At 73.5% G+C, this 15,641-nt stretch carries 15 protein-coding genes; 9 read left to right on the top strand and 6 right to left on the bottom strand.

Features of this window, described 5'->3' with window-relative positions; genetic code table 11:
- The first annotated feature begins 11 nt into the window (after window positions 1-11).
- From ACWIF2_RS28875 to ACWIF2_RS28885, 3 genes are read left to right on the top strand one after another with little or no spacing between them, the layout of a single operon-like run.
- Entirely contained in the window at window positions 12-770 is a 759-nt protein-coding gene (locus ACWIF2_RS28875) for a LamB/YcsF family protein (RefSeq protein WP_454363723.1), read from the top strand.
- A complete protein-coding gene (locus tag ACWIF2_RS28880; RefSeq protein WP_454363724.1) occupies window positions 767-1,384 on the top strand; it encodes a 5-oxoprolinase subunit B family protein in 618 nt (205 codons plus the stop codon). Before ACWIF2_RS28875 ends, ACWIF2_RS28880 begins: the two co-directional genes overlap by 4 nt.
- Window positions 1,381-2,250 (top strand): 5-oxoprolinase subunit C family protein, encoded by an 870-nt coding sequence (locus tag ACWIF2_RS28885; RefSeq protein ID WP_454363725.1) that lies wholly within the window; start codon window positions 1,381-1,383, stop codon window positions 2,248-2,250. The genes ACWIF2_RS28880 and ACWIF2_RS28885 overlap by 4 nt, the downstream gene beginning before the upstream one ends.
- 28 nt (window positions 2,251-2,278) lie before the next feature.
- On the opposite strand, the gene ACWIF2_RS28890 is transcribed toward ACWIF2_RS28885, so the two are convergent.
- The 5 genes from ACWIF2_RS28890 to ACWIF2_RS28910 all read right to left on the bottom strand — a co-directional run bounded on the left by ACWIF2_RS28890 (window position 2,279) and on the right by ACWIF2_RS28910 (window position 7,741).
- Window positions 2,279-3,145, bottom strand: coding sequence for an SGNH/GDSL hydrolase family protein (locus tag ACWIF2_RS28890; RefSeq protein ID WP_454363726.1), 867 nt, complete (start codon window positions 3,143-3,145; stop codon window positions 2,279-2,281).
- Window positions 3,142-4,320, bottom strand: coding sequence for a glycosyltransferase (locus ACWIF2_RS28895; protein ID WP_454363727.1), 1,179 nt, complete (start codon window positions 4,318-4,320; stop codon window positions 3,142-3,144). The genes ACWIF2_RS28890 and ACWIF2_RS28895 overlap by 4 nt, the downstream gene beginning before the upstream one ends.
- Window positions 4,317-5,444, bottom strand: a complete 1,128-nt coding sequence (locus tag ACWIF2_RS28900) for a glycosyltransferase family 4 protein (protein WP_454363728.1) — start codon at window positions 5,442-5,444, stop codon at window positions 4,317-4,319. Before ACWIF2_RS28900 ends, ACWIF2_RS28895 begins: the two co-directional genes overlap by 4 nt.
- 185 nt (window positions 5,445-5,629) lie before the next feature.
- Complete coding sequence (locus tag ACWIF2_RS28905; protein ID WP_454363729.1) at window positions 5,630-7,048, bottom strand: HEAT repeat domain-containing protein; 1,419 nt, start codon at window positions 7,046-7,048, stop codon at window positions 5,630-5,632.
- Window positions 7,049-7,348: 300 nt separating this feature from the next.
- A complete protein-coding gene (locus ACWIF2_RS28910) occupies window positions 7,349-7,741 on the bottom strand; it encodes an ankyrin repeat domain-containing protein (RefSeq protein WP_184597089.1) in 393 nt (130 codons plus the stop codon).
- Window positions 7,742-8,039: 298 nt separating this feature from the next.
- On the opposite strand from ACWIF2_RS28910, the gene ACWIF2_RS28915 reads away from it, so the two are divergent.
- Window positions 8,040-8,234 carry a hypothetical protein gene (locus ACWIF2_RS28915; RefSeq protein ID WP_030843336.1) on the top strand — a complete coding sequence of 65 codons (195 nt, stop codon included), beginning with the start codon at window positions 8,040-8,042 and terminating at the stop codon, window positions 8,232-8,234.
- Window positions 8,235-8,286: 52 nt separating this feature from the next.
- The gene (locus ACWIF2_RS28920; RefSeq protein WP_454363730.1) at window positions 8,287-9,975 is read left to right on the top strand and encodes a hypothetical protein; all 1,689 of its coding nucleotides are present in this window, start codon (window positions 8,287-8,289) and stop codon (window positions 9,973-9,975) included.
- Between the two features lie 548 nt (window positions 9,976-10,523).
- On the opposite strand, the gene ACWIF2_RS28925 is transcribed toward ACWIF2_RS28920, so the two are convergent.
- Window positions 10,524-12,023, bottom strand: coding sequence for an SCO1417 family MocR-like transcription factor (locus ACWIF2_RS28925; RefSeq protein WP_454363731.1), 1,500 nt, complete (start codon window positions 12,021-12,023; stop codon window positions 10,524-10,526).
- Window positions 12,024-12,121: 98 nt separating this feature from the next.
- Between ACWIF2_RS28925 and yczE the strand changes: the two genes are divergently transcribed.
- The 4 genes from yczE (at window position 12,122) to ACWIF2_RS28945 (ending at window position 15,590) form a co-directional block, all read left to right on the top strand.
- Window positions 12,122-12,775: a membrane protein YczE gene (yczE, locus tag ACWIF2_RS28930; protein ID WP_454363732.1), complete on the top strand. Its 654-nt coding sequence runs from the start codon at window positions 12,122-12,124 to the stop codon at window positions 12,773-12,775.
- Window positions 12,772-13,539, top strand: coding sequence for a glycerophosphodiester phosphodiesterase (locus ACWIF2_RS28935; RefSeq protein WP_454363733.1), 768 nt, complete (start codon window positions 12,772-12,774; stop codon window positions 13,537-13,539). The genes yczE and ACWIF2_RS28935 overlap by 4 nt, the downstream gene beginning before the upstream one ends.
- Before the next feature lie 48 nt (window positions 13,540-13,587).
- Window positions 13,588-14,934, top strand: coding sequence for an MFS transporter (locus tag ACWIF2_RS28940; RefSeq protein ID WP_454363734.1), 1,347 nt, complete (start codon window positions 13,588-13,590; stop codon window positions 14,932-14,934).
- 278 nt (window positions 14,935-15,212) lie between these two features.
- Window positions 15,213-15,590 (top strand): RNA polymerase-binding protein RbpA, encoded by a 378-nt coding sequence (locus ACWIF2_RS28945; RefSeq protein WP_184597099.1) that lies wholly within the window; start codon window positions 15,213-15,215, stop codon window positions 15,588-15,590.
- Window positions 15,591-15,641 lie beyond the last annotated feature (51 nt).

Here is a 15,641-nt window from a genome sequence, read left to right on the forward strand (position 1 = left end):
AGATGCGACACGTGACCTCGATCGACCTGAACGCCGACCTCGGCGAGGGCTTCGGCCGCTGGCGGCTCACCGACGACGAACGGCTGCTGTCCGTCGTCACCAGCGCCAATGTGGCGTGCGGCTTCCATGCGGGGGACGCGGCCACCATGCGCCGGGTGTGCGAGCTGGCGGCCGAGCGCGGGGTGCGGATCGGCGCCCAGGTGTCCTACCGAGACCTGGCCGGGTTCGGGCGGCGCGCGATGGACGTGCCGCCCGCCGAGCTGGCGGCCGAAGTGGCCTACCAGATCGGCGCCCTGGAGGTCTTCGCCCGCGCCGCGGGCTCCCGCGTGGCCTACGTCAAACCGCACGGCGCGCTCTACAACCGGGTCGTGCACGACGAGGAGCAGGCCGCCGCGGTCGTCGACGGGGTACTTCTCGCGCATGCCTCGCTGCCCGTGCTGGGCCTGCCCGGCTCGCGTCTGCTCGACATGGCGGGCAAGGCCGGACTGCCGGTCGTCACGGAGGCGTTCGCGGACCGCGCGTACACCGACGCGGGCACGCTGGTGCCGCGCACGCACGACGGCGCCGTGGTCACCGACCCGGAGGCCGTCGTGGAGCGGTCCCTGAGCCTGGCCCGCTCCGGCGAGGTCTCCTCCCACTCGGGGACACGGATCGAGGTACGCGCGCGTTCCCTCTGCCTGCACGGCGACACGCCCGGCGCGGTGGAGCTGGCGCGCCGGGTACGGGAACGGCTGGAGACGTCGGGGATCCGGGTGGAGGCCTTCGTATGAAGGTCCGGCCCGTCGGCGAGGACGCGCTGCTCGTCGAGGTCGCCTCGGGCGACGAGGCCCAGGCCCTGCACGCGGAGCTGCTGCGACGCCGCGCGGAGGGCTCGCTGTCAGCTCGCGAGATCGTCCCCGCTGCCCGCACCGTCCTCCTCGACGGCCTCGACTCCCCCGCCCGGCTGGCCGCCGAACTGACCGCCGCCGAACTGCCGCCCGCGCCCCCACGCGCGCGTGAGGTGGTCGAGATCCCTCTGAGGTATGACGGCCCGGACCTGGCCGATGTCGCCGCGCACTGGGGCGTTCCGGAGCGGGAGGTCGCCCGTATCCACGCGGAGACGGAGTTCCGGGTAGCCTTCTGCGGCTTCGCGCCCGGCTTCGGCTATCTCACCGGGCTGCCGTCGCGCTACGACGTCCCGCGCCGGGCGACGCCGCGCACGGCCGTCCCCGCCGGGGCGGTGGCCTTGGCGGGCCCGTACACAGGCGTGTATCCGCGATCGTCGCCGGGCGGCTGGCAGCTGATCGGCACGACGGACACCGTCCTGTGGGACCACGCGCGTGTGCCGGCCGCTCTGCTGTCGCCGGGCACGCGCGTGCGGTTCGTCCCCGAGGCGGCGCCATGACGGATCGCGCCCTCGCCGTCGTACGCGCCGGGGCCCTGACCACCGTGCAGGACCTCGGGCGCCCCGGCCACGCCCATCTCGGCGTCCCCCGCTCCGGAGCCCTGGACGGTCCGGCCGCGGAACTCGTCAACCGGCTGGTCGGCAATCCGCCCGGGGCGGCCGTGCTGGAGACGACGCTCGACGGCTGTGCCGTACGGCCCCGTTCGACGGTCACGGTCGCGGTGGCCGGCGCGCACTGCCGGGTCACGGTGGACGGCCGGCCCGTCCCCTGGGGTGCGCCGGTGCGCGTGCCCGCCGGAGCGCTGCTGGACGTCGGTCCGGCCGTGTCGGGCGTACGCGCGTACGTGGGTCTCTCCGGGGGCGTCGCCGTAGAGCCCGTGCTCGGCAGCCGTTCGACGGACCTGCTGTCGGGGCTCGGCCCGGACCCGCTCGCGGACGGCACGGTGCTGCCGCTGGGCCGCCCGGCCGGTGTGTACGCGCGCGTGGACGTCGCCCCGCAGCCCGGGCCGCCGGCCGAACTGGTTCTGCGGGTGACACTGGGCCCGCGCGACGACTGGTTCACGCCGGAGGCCGTTCGCGCCTTCGTCTCACACGCCTACGGGGTGTCCGCCGCCGGCAACCGCATCGGGCTGCGCACGGAGGGCCCCGCCCTGGAGCGGGCCCGGCACGGTGAACTCCCCAGCGAGGGCATGGTGCTGGGCGCGGTCCAGGTCCCGCCCGACGGCAGGCCGGTGGTGTTCCTGGCCGACCATCCGACCACCGGGGGTTATCCGGTGATCGCGGTGGTGCGAGCCGCCGACCTTCCGGCCGCCGCCCAGGCCGTCCCGGGCACGCCGGTCCGTTTCGTGGCCGTACGGCGCCGCTGAACCCCGTAGGAGCAGGCCGCCGACCGGGTCAGGCGGCGTCCGCTGGCTCCGCCACCGACAGCGCGGCCAGTGCGGCCGACACCGCCGCGGAGGCCCGCAGGTCGAGCCGGGCGCTGGTACCGCGGGCGCGGTGCCGCAGTTCGTCGGCCGCCAGGGTCAGGAGCTGGGGCAGCAGATCGGTGCACCGGCGGGCCACCCAGCCGGTACCGGCCGTGGCCAGCCACCACAGGCTCGCCGACTTCGTCGGAACGGGGAAATCCGGCTCGGGCGAGGGCGCGGGCCCCGTCGCGAGGCCGTGCTCCGCGAGCAGGGCGTGGAAGCGCAGGGCCAGTTGCCGGTGTCCCCGCTCACCGGGGTGCAGCCGGTCCGCGCTCCACATGGCGCGGTCCGTGGTCCAGTCGCCCTCGCACGCGTGCAGATGCAGGGCTTCGTACCGCTCGGACAGGGCATGGACGACCGCGTTCACGGCGCGCTGCCGCCGGGCCAACGGGTGGGCCAGCGCCCCCGGCAGCCCGAGCATCGTGCCCGGGTCGGGCAGACACGCGGTGAGCAGGACCGCGCCCTGTTCGGTGCAGGCCTGGTACACCCGGTCGAGCCGGGCCGCCACGGCCTGGATGTCGAAGGTGCAGCGCAGGGTGTCGTTGACGCCGACGACGACGGACACCAGCTCGGGCCGCAGTTCCAGCGCGGCAGGCAGCTGCCGCTCCAGCACGTCCCGGGTCTGCGCCCCGCTCACCGCGAGGTTGGCGAACCGGGCCGGCCCCTCGGCGAGCCCGTCGGCGAGCAGCGCGGCCCAGCCGCGCCACCCCTCGCCGACGGGATCGCCCACGCCCTCGGTCAGCGAGTCGCCGAGGGCCACGAAACTCGGGCCTCCCACGAACCGCGGGGGTCTCATGCCACGCCTCCGGGCACGTACGGGCGCACCGGGACGGCCGCGTCGTGCGCGGCGACGAAGGCGTCGACCGCCGCGTTCCAGCCGAAGCACTCCGCACGCGCGCGTGCGGCCTCGCGCCGGTCCGCCTCCAGGCCTTCCAGCAGGAGGTCCACGGCGTCCGCGAAGGCGTCCCCGTGGTCCGCGGCGACGGCCCCGGCGGAGCCGATCACCTCGGACAGCGCTGACGACGCGCTGGCCACTACAGGCGTGCCGCAGGCCATGGCCTCCAGCGCGGCGAGCCCGAAGGTCTCGGCGGGCCCCGGCGCCAGGGCGACATCGGCGGACGCCTGGAGCGCGCCGAGCATCCCGCGGTCGGAGACATGGCCGAGGAAGGTGACCGGCAAGGCGCTCTCGCGTGCCCGCTGTTCGAGCCGCGCGCGCAGCGGACCGTCTCCCGCCACCACCAGCACGGCCCGCCGCCCGCGCCGCCGAAGCGTCTCCAGGGCGTCCAGCGCCGTGCCGGGCCGCTTCTCCACGGACAGCCGCGAGCACATCACGAGCAGCGTCTCGTCCCCGCGCGCGTGCCGCGCCCGCAGCTCCGGATCGCGCAGCGCCGGGTGCCGCTGCACCAGGTCGACGCCCAGCGGGGCCCGGACGACGTTGCGTGCCCCGATCCGTACGAACTCGCGCTCGGCGAACTCGGTGGTGCACACCACGCGCGCGTAGGTGTGGGCCGTACGGACGTTGAGGGCGTCGGCGGCACGCCGGGCGGCCCCCTCGGGCAGGCCCCAGGTGCGCAGCACGCCGTCGGCCGTCTCGTGGGAGACCATCACGGCCGGGACCCGGGCGCGCCGCGCCCACTTGCCGGTCCACCTGAGGGTCGTACGGTCGGACACCTCGAGACGGTCCGGCGCGAGTTCCTCCAGGAGCCGGGCCACCCGGCGCTTGTCGGCGAGGACGCGGTAGCCGCCGGTGCCGGGCAGCAGCGGCCCGGGGAGGGTGATCACCCGCCCCTGCTCGGTCTCGCGGTCGCTCGTCCGCTCGCCGGGGACGACGAGGACGGGCTCGTGTCCCGCCGCCTTGAAGCCCTTGCCGAGTTCGCGCAGGGCGGTGCGCAGACCGCCGGACGCGGGCGCGACGAAGTTGGCGAGCCGGACGATCCGCAGCGCCTGGCCGGTCCCGTTTCCCGCGCTCATGCCGCCACCACCGTCCTGCGCCCGGCGAGCACGTTCGTGTAGTGCCCGATCAGCTGGTCGCCGACGGCCGCCCAGGTGCGGCCCTCGACCGTGGCGCGTCCGGCGGCGCCGAAGGCGGCCCGCAGTCCGGGATCGGCGGCCAGGGACCGCACCGCGTCGCGTACCGCGGTCGCGTCGCGCGGCGGCACGAGCAGCCCGGTCTGTCCGTGCGCGACCAGGTCCAGCGGCCCGCCCGCGGCGGGCGCCACGACCGGCAGACCGCTGGCCATGGCCTCCTGCACGGTCTGGCAGAAGGTCTCGAAGGGGCCCGTGTGCGCGAAGACGTCGAACGAGGCGAAGACCCGGGCGAGATCGTCACCGGTCCGGCGGCCGAGGAAGACCGCGCCGGGCAGCGCCTGCTCCAGGCCGGGCCGGCTGGGGCCGTCGCCGACGATCACGACCCGGACGCCGTCCAGGCCGCAGGCACCGGCGAGGAGTTCGACCTGCTTCTCGGGGGCGAGCCGGCCGACGTAGCCGACGATCAGCTCGCCGCCCGGGGCCAGCTCACGGCGCAGGGCCTCGTCGCGGCGGTCCGGCCGGAAACGTTCGGTGTCCACCCCGCGCGGCCACAGCTTGACCCGGGGCACACCGTGGGTCTCCAGGTCCTTCAGGGCGGCGCTGGAGGGGGCGAGGGTGAGGTCGGCGGCGCCGTGGACGGAGCGGATGCGCCGCCAGGCGGCGGCCTCTCCGGCGCCCATGTACGTACGGGCGTATCCGGCCAGGTCGGTCTGGTAGACGGCGACGGCGGGGATGCCGAGGCGGGCGGCGGCGGCCATGCCGCGCACGCCGAGGACGAAGGGGCTGGCGAGGTGGACGACATCGGCACGGTGCTCGATGAGGGTGGCGGCCAGGCGGCGGCTGGGGAGGGCGACGCGGACCTGGGGGTAGCCGGGGAGCGGGAGGGAGGGGACGTGGACGACGCGGCACGGCGCGGAGGCGTCGGGCTTGTTCCCGGGCGCCGGGGCCGGGGCCACGACGACGGGAGTGTGACCGCGATCGACGAGGTGCCGGGCGGTCTGGAGCGCGCAGTGGGCCACGCCGTTCACGTCGGGGGGAAAGGATTCGGTCACGATGACGACACGCATACCGGTGTTGTCGCCGGGCCGGACGTGGCCGCGTCAACGTGGATCTTTCCGAACGAGGAACGTCCTATGAGCGTTCTGAGGTGCACCCGCGCAGGTCAGGCCGCGTCCATACGCTCCTGACCCGCGAGTCACCCCGCGTTCACCCGGGCGGCCTGAATGCGCCCCGGCGTCCTGCCGGAGGGGGGTCACACAGCGGACTCCTCGGGACCGATCCGGCTGCGTACGGCGGTCTGGACCTCGGCCTCCTCGGCCGGGTCGGCGGCGAGCCTGCGCAGTCGCTCCACAACCCGGGTGTCGCCGGTCTCGGCGTGCCGGGCGGCGAGTTCACGGGTGGTCTCCTCGCAGTCCCACAGGCATTCGACGGCGAAGCCGGTGGCGAAGGAGGGGTCGGTGGCGGCGAGGGCCCGGGCGGCCCGGCCGCGCAGATGGGAGGAGGCGGTCTCGCGGTAGACGTGGCGGAGCACGGGTGCGGCGCAGGCGATGCCGAGCCGTCCGGTGCCGTCGACCAGCGTCCACAGGGTCGGCGCGTCGGGGCCTTCGCCGCGCACCGCCTCCCGTAGCGCCGCGAGGACCAGGTCCCGGTCGTGCACCCCGCCCAGGCAGGCGAGGACGCGTCCGGCGGCGGCGCCCAGCTCGTCGGGCCGGTGCGCCCAGCCGCGCGCCCGGTCCACCGCCGTGAGACTGCGCATCCGTTCGAAGGCGTCGACGGCGGCCTCCACGACGACCGTCGAGCCGGTGGCCACGGCGCCCTCGATCAGGTCGAGGGCATCGGGATCGTTGCTCTCGGCGAGATAGCGCAGTGCGGTGCACCGGGCGCCGTCGCCGCCGTCCTTCGCTGCCTGGACGATCTCGGCCCGGTCCTCGGGCCCTGCCACGGCGGTGAGGCAGCGGGCGGCCGGGACGTGGAGTGCGGCGCCCCGGTCGAGGCCCTGCTGGGCCCATTCGAATACGGCCTGCACGCTCCATCCGGGGCGCGGGCCCGTCGGCCGCATCTGCCGCTGCCAGCGGTCGAAGGAGCCTGTCTCGTGGGCGGCACGCACGCGTGCGGAGATGGATTCGCGGGGATCGTCGGCCCACAGCCGCCACGGCCTGGGCTCGAAGGCGTCGCGGACGGTGGCGGCCAGTTGGGCCTCGCCCTCCGGATCGGCCGGGAACCGGGCGAGGACGGGCGCGGCGAGGGCCCGCAGGCCCGCGTCGTCGTCCCTGAGGGCGAGTTCGTCGAGGGCCCAGGCCCAGTTCGAGCCGTGGGCGGCGTACCTGCGCAGCAGTTCGAGCGCGTCCCGCCTGCCGTAGGAGGCGAGGTGCCCGAGGACGGCGAGAGCGAGCCCGGTGCGTGACTCCTCGGTGTCGAGGACGTCCTCGGCGTCGAAGAGATGGGCCTCGATCGCGTCCAGCTCGCCGTTCAGGTCGAGGTAGAGGCGGGCGTAGTAGAGGGAGCGGTTCTCCACCTGCCAGTCGTGGCGGGGATCGCGCAGCACACAGTGGTTCAACGCCGCGAGCGCCTCGGGGCGCGGGGCGGTGAGCGCGTGCAGCGTGCCGTCGCCGCGGCCCCGCTGAAGCAGGCCGAGCAGCGTACCGCTGGGCGCTATGACCGGATCGAACATGGGAAACAGCCTCACATCAAGCGTCGACGCAACCGGGGACGTGTACTACCTGGCCGCGCGACAACACGTCGGAGTGCCCGCCGTTTCCTGCTTGCTGTAGACCATCTTCCTCTGCCTCTCGTCGGTGGCCCCTGCGGACCGCGTCACGGCCCGCGCGGTGCGGCAACACCTGCCCAACCATCACGTCCGTGAACCACGTCGTCATGATGACTCGGCACTTCCGTCTGCCGCGACCGAAATTTCGGCGGCCCTGTACCGCCTCCCCCGTTTTCTGTGTCGTTCCAGGTCAGACTGGTCGGCTCAGCGCTCGCCGAACAGTTCGAGCAATTCCGTCCGGCCGAACATCCGGGCCGTGTCGACGGCCGAGGGCGTGCCGGCGGACGGGTCGGCACCGCCCTCCAGGAGGGCCTTGATCACGTCCGTCTCACCCTTGAAGGCGGCTCCCGCGAGCGGGGTCTGGCCTCGGTCGTTCACCCGGTCGGCCTCGGCGCCGCGGGCGAGCAGGGCGCGCACCGCGTCGGAGTGGCCGTGATAGGCGGCGAGCATCACGAGCGAGTCGCCGCGGTCATTGGTGAGGTTGGCCGGAACACCCGCGTCGACATACGCCACGAGCGCCTCGGTCCGTCCCCGCCGGGCCAGATCGAAGATCTTGGTCGCCAGCTCCACGACCTCGGGGTCGGGGACTTCGGTCATCGGCCGGACCGCCTCTCCACTGCTCATCACGCCTGGTGCGCACGTCTGCGAGTGGTGCAGCCGTACGAGTGAATCGCCAGGGTACTGGCTCGCGCGGCACATGACCCGATGTGCCCGAGGTAAAGATCACCACAGGCCCGGGCGAGCACAACACCCCAGCTCGACCGGTTCCGGGACCATGCCGCAGCCCGGGGGAAGCCACCCGATTTCCACCCAGTTGCACCTTTTATCGTACGGATACATCCTGTGAGCCTGGAAGTACTCATGGTGACTGTCCCCGCGAACCAGGAGAACCCAAATGATCCTCTCCATCTCAGGCGTGGTCCTGCTCGGCATCGTCGTCTTCATCTTCTTCCGCAAGGACGGCCTCAAGGCGTCGCACGCCGTGGTCGCGATGCTCTTCGGCTTCTACCTGGCCAGCACGGCCATCGCCCCGAGCATCAAGGCAGGCGGCGAGAGCCTGGCGAGCCTCCTCGGCGGAATCAAGTTCTGACGGCCCCGCACCCCGTACGCATCCCGCCCGTACGCACTCTCTGGAGGCAGCAGTGGCCCGGCGCCCCCTCCCCCGCATCCTGAGCAACGGCAGCGCGCAGCTCGTCCGGAGCCGGGAGCTGGCCCGTACGGCCGCCGACAGTGCCACCGACGTCCTCCATCCGCTGATCACGATCACGCGCGGTCTGCGTCGGCTGGCAGCGGCCGGACGGCGCAGATGGAGCGAGACGCCCAAGGAGAAACGGGGAGCGCTGCTGTTCCTGGCGGCCTCCGTCATCCTCGTCGTGGCCCTGATGCCGTACGGACCGCTGCTCGCCGCCATCACCCTGATGGCGGCGGCCGCATGGCAGGGCCGGGAGCGCGCCGCGTCGGCATCCGACGGGCCCGACGAGTCGCAGAGCCGGCGCCTGCAGTCCCTGTACGAGGCGCTCGTGCCGTACTTCTCCACCGCCGAGGACCCCGAGCCGCTGTACTCCCACGGCGGCACCTGGGAGAAGGCCTTCCCCACCTACGCCTTCGACGGCACCGGCCGGATCTCGCACCTGGTGCTGCACTACCCGGCGTACTTCGCCGACGGCGAGGCCGAGGCCCGCGCCCGGATCGAGGGCCTGCTCGCGGCCAAGTCGGGCAAGGGGCGCGAATACCACTTCTCGTGGGAAGAGGAAGGCAACCAGTTGACGGTCAGCGTGCTCGTGCCGCTCGCCGTCGACATCGCCGCCCAGCGCTTCGTCACCGCCCCGGGCGAGACGGTCCTCGGTTTCACCGACCCCACCCGGGTCCACCGCACCCTCCCCGTGGCATCCGGCGAACAGCGGCGGGACGTCCCCCCGGTCGTCTGGCGCACGGGCCTGCGCTCCACCGAGCCGCATCTGCTCGCCCTCGGCCAGCCGGGCACCGGCACCTCGACCCTGCTGCGGTCCATCGCCCTGCAGGCCCTCCAGCACGGCGACGTGGTGATCGTCGACGGCGGCGGCACCGGCGAGTACGCCTGCCTGACCGGCCGGGACGGCGTCCTGGCCGTCGAATGCGGTCTCCCCGGGGTGCTGGCGAGCCTGGAGTGGGCAGCGACCGAGACCGAGCGCCGCCTGATCGCCGCCAACCGTGCCCACCAGGAGGGCCAACCGCCGCCCGACGACACCAAGCGTCCCCTGTGGATCCTCCTGGACCGTCCGACGGCGTTCACCCACCTCGCCGCCGCCCAGGACCGCAAGGACCCGCAGTCCCTCCTCCAGGTCCCGCTCCGGCACGGCCGCCCGGCGAACGTGACGGTGGTCGTGGCCGAGCAGCTGGACGCCATGGACGCCCTCGGCGAACCGATGCGGCAGCACACCCGCGCGCGCGTGCTCCTCGGGCCGGCGACGGCCGAGCAGCTCGAGTCCGTCCTGGGCGCGCCCCCGCACACCACCCCCGTCGAGGAGGTCCCGCCCGGCCGCGGCTACGCCCGCCTCGGCCTGGGCCCGGTCCACCGCCTCCAGGTCCCGGCCACGCCGAACCCCTACGACGACGCCACGTCCGACGCCCACCGCCAAGCGGTCCTGGACCTCCTGCCGCCGCGCACGACACCGGCGGACGGGGAGACGGTCCCCGGGCCGGAGGGGACGGAGGCGAAGCCGCGCACGACGGACCCGAAGCCGCAACCCGTGCCGGATCCGGTACCGGTCCTGACGAAACCGAAGGACTCGATCCCGAATCCGGTACCGGTTCTGACGAAGCCCGCGAAGACGAAAGCGAAGGCGAACTAACCACGCCGGGCGACCGCGTCACACCAGGCGCCCCTGTCACCCCCGCCGGGCGCCAAAACCGGCCCGGCGTCAGCTGACCGCCCTGCGCGACCGAGCCACGGCGCAACCGAGCCACACCGGGCGACCGCGTCACACCGAGCGCCCCGGTCACGCCCGCCGGGCGCCGGCACCGGCCCGGCGTCAGCTGAACGTTCTGCGCGACCCAGCCACGGCGCAACCGAGCCACACCGGGCGACCGCGCCCCACCGAGCGCCCCGGTCACGCCCGCCAGGCACCAAAACCGGCCCGGTGGCAGCTGACCGCCCTGCGCGACCCAGCCACGGCGCAACCGAGCCACACCGGGCGACCGCGCCACACCAGGCGCCCCTGTCACCCCGCCGGGCGCCAAAACCGGCCCGGTGGCAGCTGAACGTTCTGCGCGACCGAGCCACGGCGCAACCGAGCCACACCGGGCGACCGCGTCACACCTAGCGCCCCGGTCACACCCGCCGGGCGCCGGCACCGGCCCGGCGCCAGCTGAACGTTCTGCGCGACCGAGCCTCGGAGCCCTACGCCACGAACGTCCGCGGCGCCTCTCCGGCCCCCGCGCCGCCCTCCTCCACGATCCGCGCCGCTGCGGCCAACCGCACAGCCGCCTCCTCTGCCACCGCGCCCCCGACGGTGAACGGCAGCCGCACATACCCCTCGAACGCCCCGTCCACGCCGAACCGGGGCCCGGACGGCACCCGCACCCCGACCCGCTCCCCCGCCTCGGCGAGCCGCGAACCGGAGAGCCCCCCGGTCCGCACCCACAGCGTCAGACCGCCCCGGGGCACCTCGAACTCCCACCCGGGCAGCTCCCGCCGCACCGCCGCCACGAGCTCGTCACGGTTCTCCCGCGCCTGTTCCCGCCGCACCTCCACGGCCTGTTCCCAGCCCCCCGTCCCGAACAGCCAGTTCACGGCCAGCTGCTCCAGCACGGGCGTGCCGAGGTCGGCGTAGGCCCGCGCGGCCACCAGACTGCGGATCACGTCCGGCGCCGCCCGCACCCAGCCGATGCGCATCCCGGCCCAGAACGCCTTGCTCGCCGACCCCACCGTGATCACCGTGGACCCGGCCGGGTCGAAGGCGCACACCGGCTTCGGCATCCGCACGTCCGGGTCGAGCCACAGCTCGCTCATCGTCTCGTCGGCGATCAGCACGGTCCCCGCGGAGCGCGCCGCGTCCACCAGCCGCCGCCGCTGATCCTCGTCGGCAAGCGCACCGGTCGGGTTGTGGAAGTCGGCGACCACGTACGCGATCCGGGGCGCGGCGTCCCGCAGGACCTGCCGCCAGCGGTCCATGTCCCAGCCGGTGAGCCCCTCGGCCATCGCGACGGGCACCAGCCGGGCCCCGGCCTCCCGCATCAGCTGGAGGATGTTGGCGTACGAGGGCGACTCGACGGCGATGCGCTCGCCCCGCCCGGCGAACAGATGGCAGATCGCGTCGATCGCGCCCATCGCCCCGGTCGTCACCATGATCTGCTCGGGCATGGTCGGGATCCCGCGCGCGGTGTACCGCTCGGCGATCATCGACCGCAGCGCCGGCAGCCCGGCGGGATAGTCGCCGTGCGTGTGCGCGTACGGCGGCAGTTCCTCCAGGGCGCCCTGCACGGCCCGGGTCAGCCACGGCTCGGGGGCAGGCAGCGCCGCACAGCCCAGGTCGATCATCGAGCCGAGGGTCTCGGGCGGCAGCGGTTCCAGGCCGCGCGCGGGCAGCGGGTTCCCGGCCGGCACGGCGGTCCAGCTGCCCGCGCCGCGCCGGGACTCCAGGAAGCCCTCGCCACGCAGCGCCTCGTACGCGGCGGCGACCGTCGTACGGCTGACGGTCAGGGAGAGGGCGAGTTCCCGCTCGGCGGGCAGCCTGGCGGCGACCGGGATCCGTCCTTCGAGCACCAGCAGGCGGATGCCGTCGGCGAGCGCGCGGTAGGCGGGCGGCCGGCGTGTGCCGGGCCCTGCCGGGCGCTCCTGCTGGGAGTTGAGCAGCCGGGCCAGCTGCGCCGGCCCCACGGCCGAAGTCCACTGAGCCATCGGAATCAGTCCACCTTCCCCGGATTGGCCATGGATGACCTCTCCATCCAAGCCACAGGGTGTCATGCATCAGTCCACTTACACCAGGGGAGCACATCATGTCCACGCGGCGCCACCTCACCCGGCGGCTGATCCAGCTCTATGCAGGCCTCGCGCTGTACGGCGCGAGTTCGGCGCTGCTCGTCCGGTCGGGGCTCGGGCTGGAGCCGTGGAACGTGCTGCACCAGGGCCTCGCCGAGCGGACGGGGCTGTCGATCGGCGTGGTGCTGACGATCGTGGGCGCGGCGGTGCTGCTCACCTGGATCCCGCTGCGCCAGCGGCCGGGCCTGGGCACGGTCTCCAACGTGCTGGTCATCGGCATGGCCATGGACGCGACGCTGGCCCTGGTGCCCGACGCGCACGGCCCGGTGGCGCGCGTGACGCTGATGGTGACGGGGATCGTCCTGAACGGCGCGGCGACCGGCCTGTACATCGCGGCGCGTTTCGGCCCGGGGCCGCGCGACGGCCTGATGACGGGCCTGCACCAGCGCACCGGGGTCTCGATCCGCCTGGTGCGCACGGCCATCGAGTTCACAGTCGTGGCGACGGGCTTCGCCCTGGGCGGCACCGTCGGCATCGGCACCCTGCTCTACGCGGTCTCCATCGGCCCGCTCGCCCAGCTGTTCCTGCGCGTGTTCGCCGTCCCCGCGGCATCCGGCGGCAGCACGGTCGTTGCCACCGGTCAACCCCGAGGAGCGATACTGCGTCCGTGACCCCGCGGATACGCCATCCCTATCTCGACCACCCCGGCCCGATCGCCTTCGCCCACCGGGGCGGGGCCGCAGACGGCCTGGAGAACACGGTGCGGCAGTTCCGGTGTGCCGTCGAGGCTGGCTACCGGTACATCGAGACCGATGTTCACGCCACCCGGGACGGCAAGCTCGTGGCCTTCCACGACGCGACCCTGGACCGGGTGACGGACGGCGCGGGCCGGATCGCGGACCTGCCGTGGCACGACGTACGGCACGCGCGCGTGGCGGGTGAGGAACCGCTGCCCCTCTTCGAGGAACTCCTGGAGACCTTCCCCGACGTGCGCTGGAACGTCGACGTCAAGGCGGAGGCCGCCCTGCTGCCCTTCCTTGACCTGGTCGGCCGGACGGACTCCTGGGACCGGATCTGCCTCGGCTCGTTCTCCGAGGCACGCGTGGTGCGCGCCCAGCGGCTGGCCGGCCCGCGCCTGGCCACGTCGTACGGCACCCGGGGCGTGCTCGGTCTGCGGCTGCGCTCCTGGGGGCTGCCCGCGGCGGTGCGCCGCTCGGCGGTCGCCGCCCAGGTCCCCGAGATGCAGTCCGGCATCCAGGTCGTGGACCACCGCTTCCTGCACGCGGCCCACGCGCGCGGGCTCCAGGTGCATGTGTGGACCGTCAACGAGCCCGAGAGCATGCACCGGCTTCTGGACCTGGGTGTGGATGGCATCATGACCGATCACATCGACACGTTGCGCAAGGTCATGGAGGACCGCGGCGTCTGGGTCTGACACCCCGCCCCGCCGCCTCCGCGCGTTCACGGGGAAGCGAGGGCACGGGTGGGCACCGACACCGTGCGGACACCGCCGGACGACGGGGCGGCTGATCTCAGACGCGAGCAGCGCGGCTGGTACTTCTACGACTGGGCGTGCTCCGTCTACTCGACGAGCGTGCTCACCGTCTTCCTGGGCCCCTATCTGACATCGGTCGCCGAGTCGGCGGCCGATGCCGACGGGTATGTCCACCCCCTCGGGATCCCGGTGCGCGCAGGGTCCTTCTTCGCCTACTCGGTGTCCCTGTCGGTGATCGTGGCCGTGCTGGTGATGCCCCTGGTCGGTGCCGCCGCCGACCGCACCGGCCGCAAGAAGCCCCTCCTCGCGGCCGCCGCCTATCTGGGGGCCACGGCCACGGCGGCCATGTTCTTCCTGGACGGCGACCGCTATCTGCTGGGCGGGGCCCTGCTGGTCGTCGCGAACGCGGCGCAGTCCGTGGCGATGATGCTCTACAACTCCTACCTGCCGCAGATCGCCCCGCCCGAACAACGGGACGCGGTCTCCTCCCGCGGCTGGGCCTTCGGCTACGCGGCGGGATCTCTGGTCCTTGTCGTCAATCTCGTCCTCTACACCGGGCACGAGAGCTTCGGCATCTCCGAGAGCACGGCGGTCCGCATCTGCCTGGCGTCGGCCGGCCTGTGGTGGGGCGCGTTCGCCCTCATCCCGCTGCGGCGGCTGCGCGACCGCAGGTCCGCCGCGCGCGAGACGCCCCTCCCCGGCTTCCGGCAGCTCGCGGCGACCGTCCGCGACATGCGCCGCCACCCCCTGACCCTGGCCTTCCTGCTCGCGTACCTCGTCTACAACGACGGCGTCCAGACGGTGATCTCCCAGGCCTCGGTCTACGGCTCGGAGGAACTGGGCCTCGGGCAGTCCACCCTGATCGGCGCCATCCTGCTGGTGCAGGTGCTGGCGGTGGCGGGCGCCCTGGCGATGGGCCGGCTGGCCCGGACGTACGGGGCCAAGCGCACGATCCTCGGCTCGCTCGTCGCGTGGACGTTGACGCTGGCGGCCGGGTACTTCCTGCCGGCCGGGGCGCCGGTGTGGTTCTTCGTCCTGGCGGCCGGGATCGGCCTGGTCCTCGGCGGCAGCCAGGCGCTGTCCCGCTCCCTGTTCTCCCATCTCGTCCCGCCCGGGAAGGAGGCCGAATACTTCTCCGCGTACGAGATGAGCGACCGCGGCATGAGCTGGCTCGGCCCGCTGCTGTTCGGGCTCACCTACCAGCTGACCGGGAGCTACCGGGACGCGATCATCTCGTTGGTGGGCTTCTTCGTCATCGGATTCGTGCTGCTCGCCCGGGTACCCGTGGGGCGTGCGATCCGCGAAGCGGGGAATCCGGTTCCTGACAGGATTTAGCACTCGGCGCGAAAGGGCTGTAGTGTACGCGTTTGGCCTGCCAGGCGTACCGTTACTGCGCGTCAAAGATGCCGAAACGCTAGGTTACATCTGCTAGCAGATGTGACAAACCGGGCGCTGGTGGGTACTGCAAGGGTTGACAAGGCTGCGGCTACGACGGCGACGCATGACCCGGAACGGGACTCGGAACGGGAATCTTTACCGCCGACCGGACGTTGACCGGATGACGACGACAGCGACACCTGTCCTGTGGGCGACAAGCCCGGGAGGCACGATTCATGAGTGAGCGAGCTCTTCGCGGCACGCGCCTCGTGGTGACCAGCTACGAGACGGACCGCGGCATCGACTTGGCTCCGCGCCAGGCCGTGGAGTACGCATGCGAGAAGGGGCACCGGTTCGAGATGCCCTTCTCGGTCGAGGCGGAGATCCCGCCGGAGTGGGAGTGCAAGGTCTGCGGGGCCCAGGCACTCCTCGTGGACGGCGATGTCCCGGAAGAGAAGAAGGGCAAGCCCGCGCGTACGCATTGGGACATGCTGATGGAGCGGCGCACCCGTGAGGAACTCGAAGAGGTCCTCGAGGAGCGCCTGGCGGTGCTGCGCTCCGGTGCGATGAACATCGCGATTCATCCCCGGGACAGCAGCCGCAAGTCGGCCTGACCCTCCGGGCCTGGCCGAACAGCGCATCGGAACCGCGGGCGCCGTACGTCC

The sequence above is a fragment of the Streptomyces sp. NPDC055506 genome (assembly GCF_053643595.1).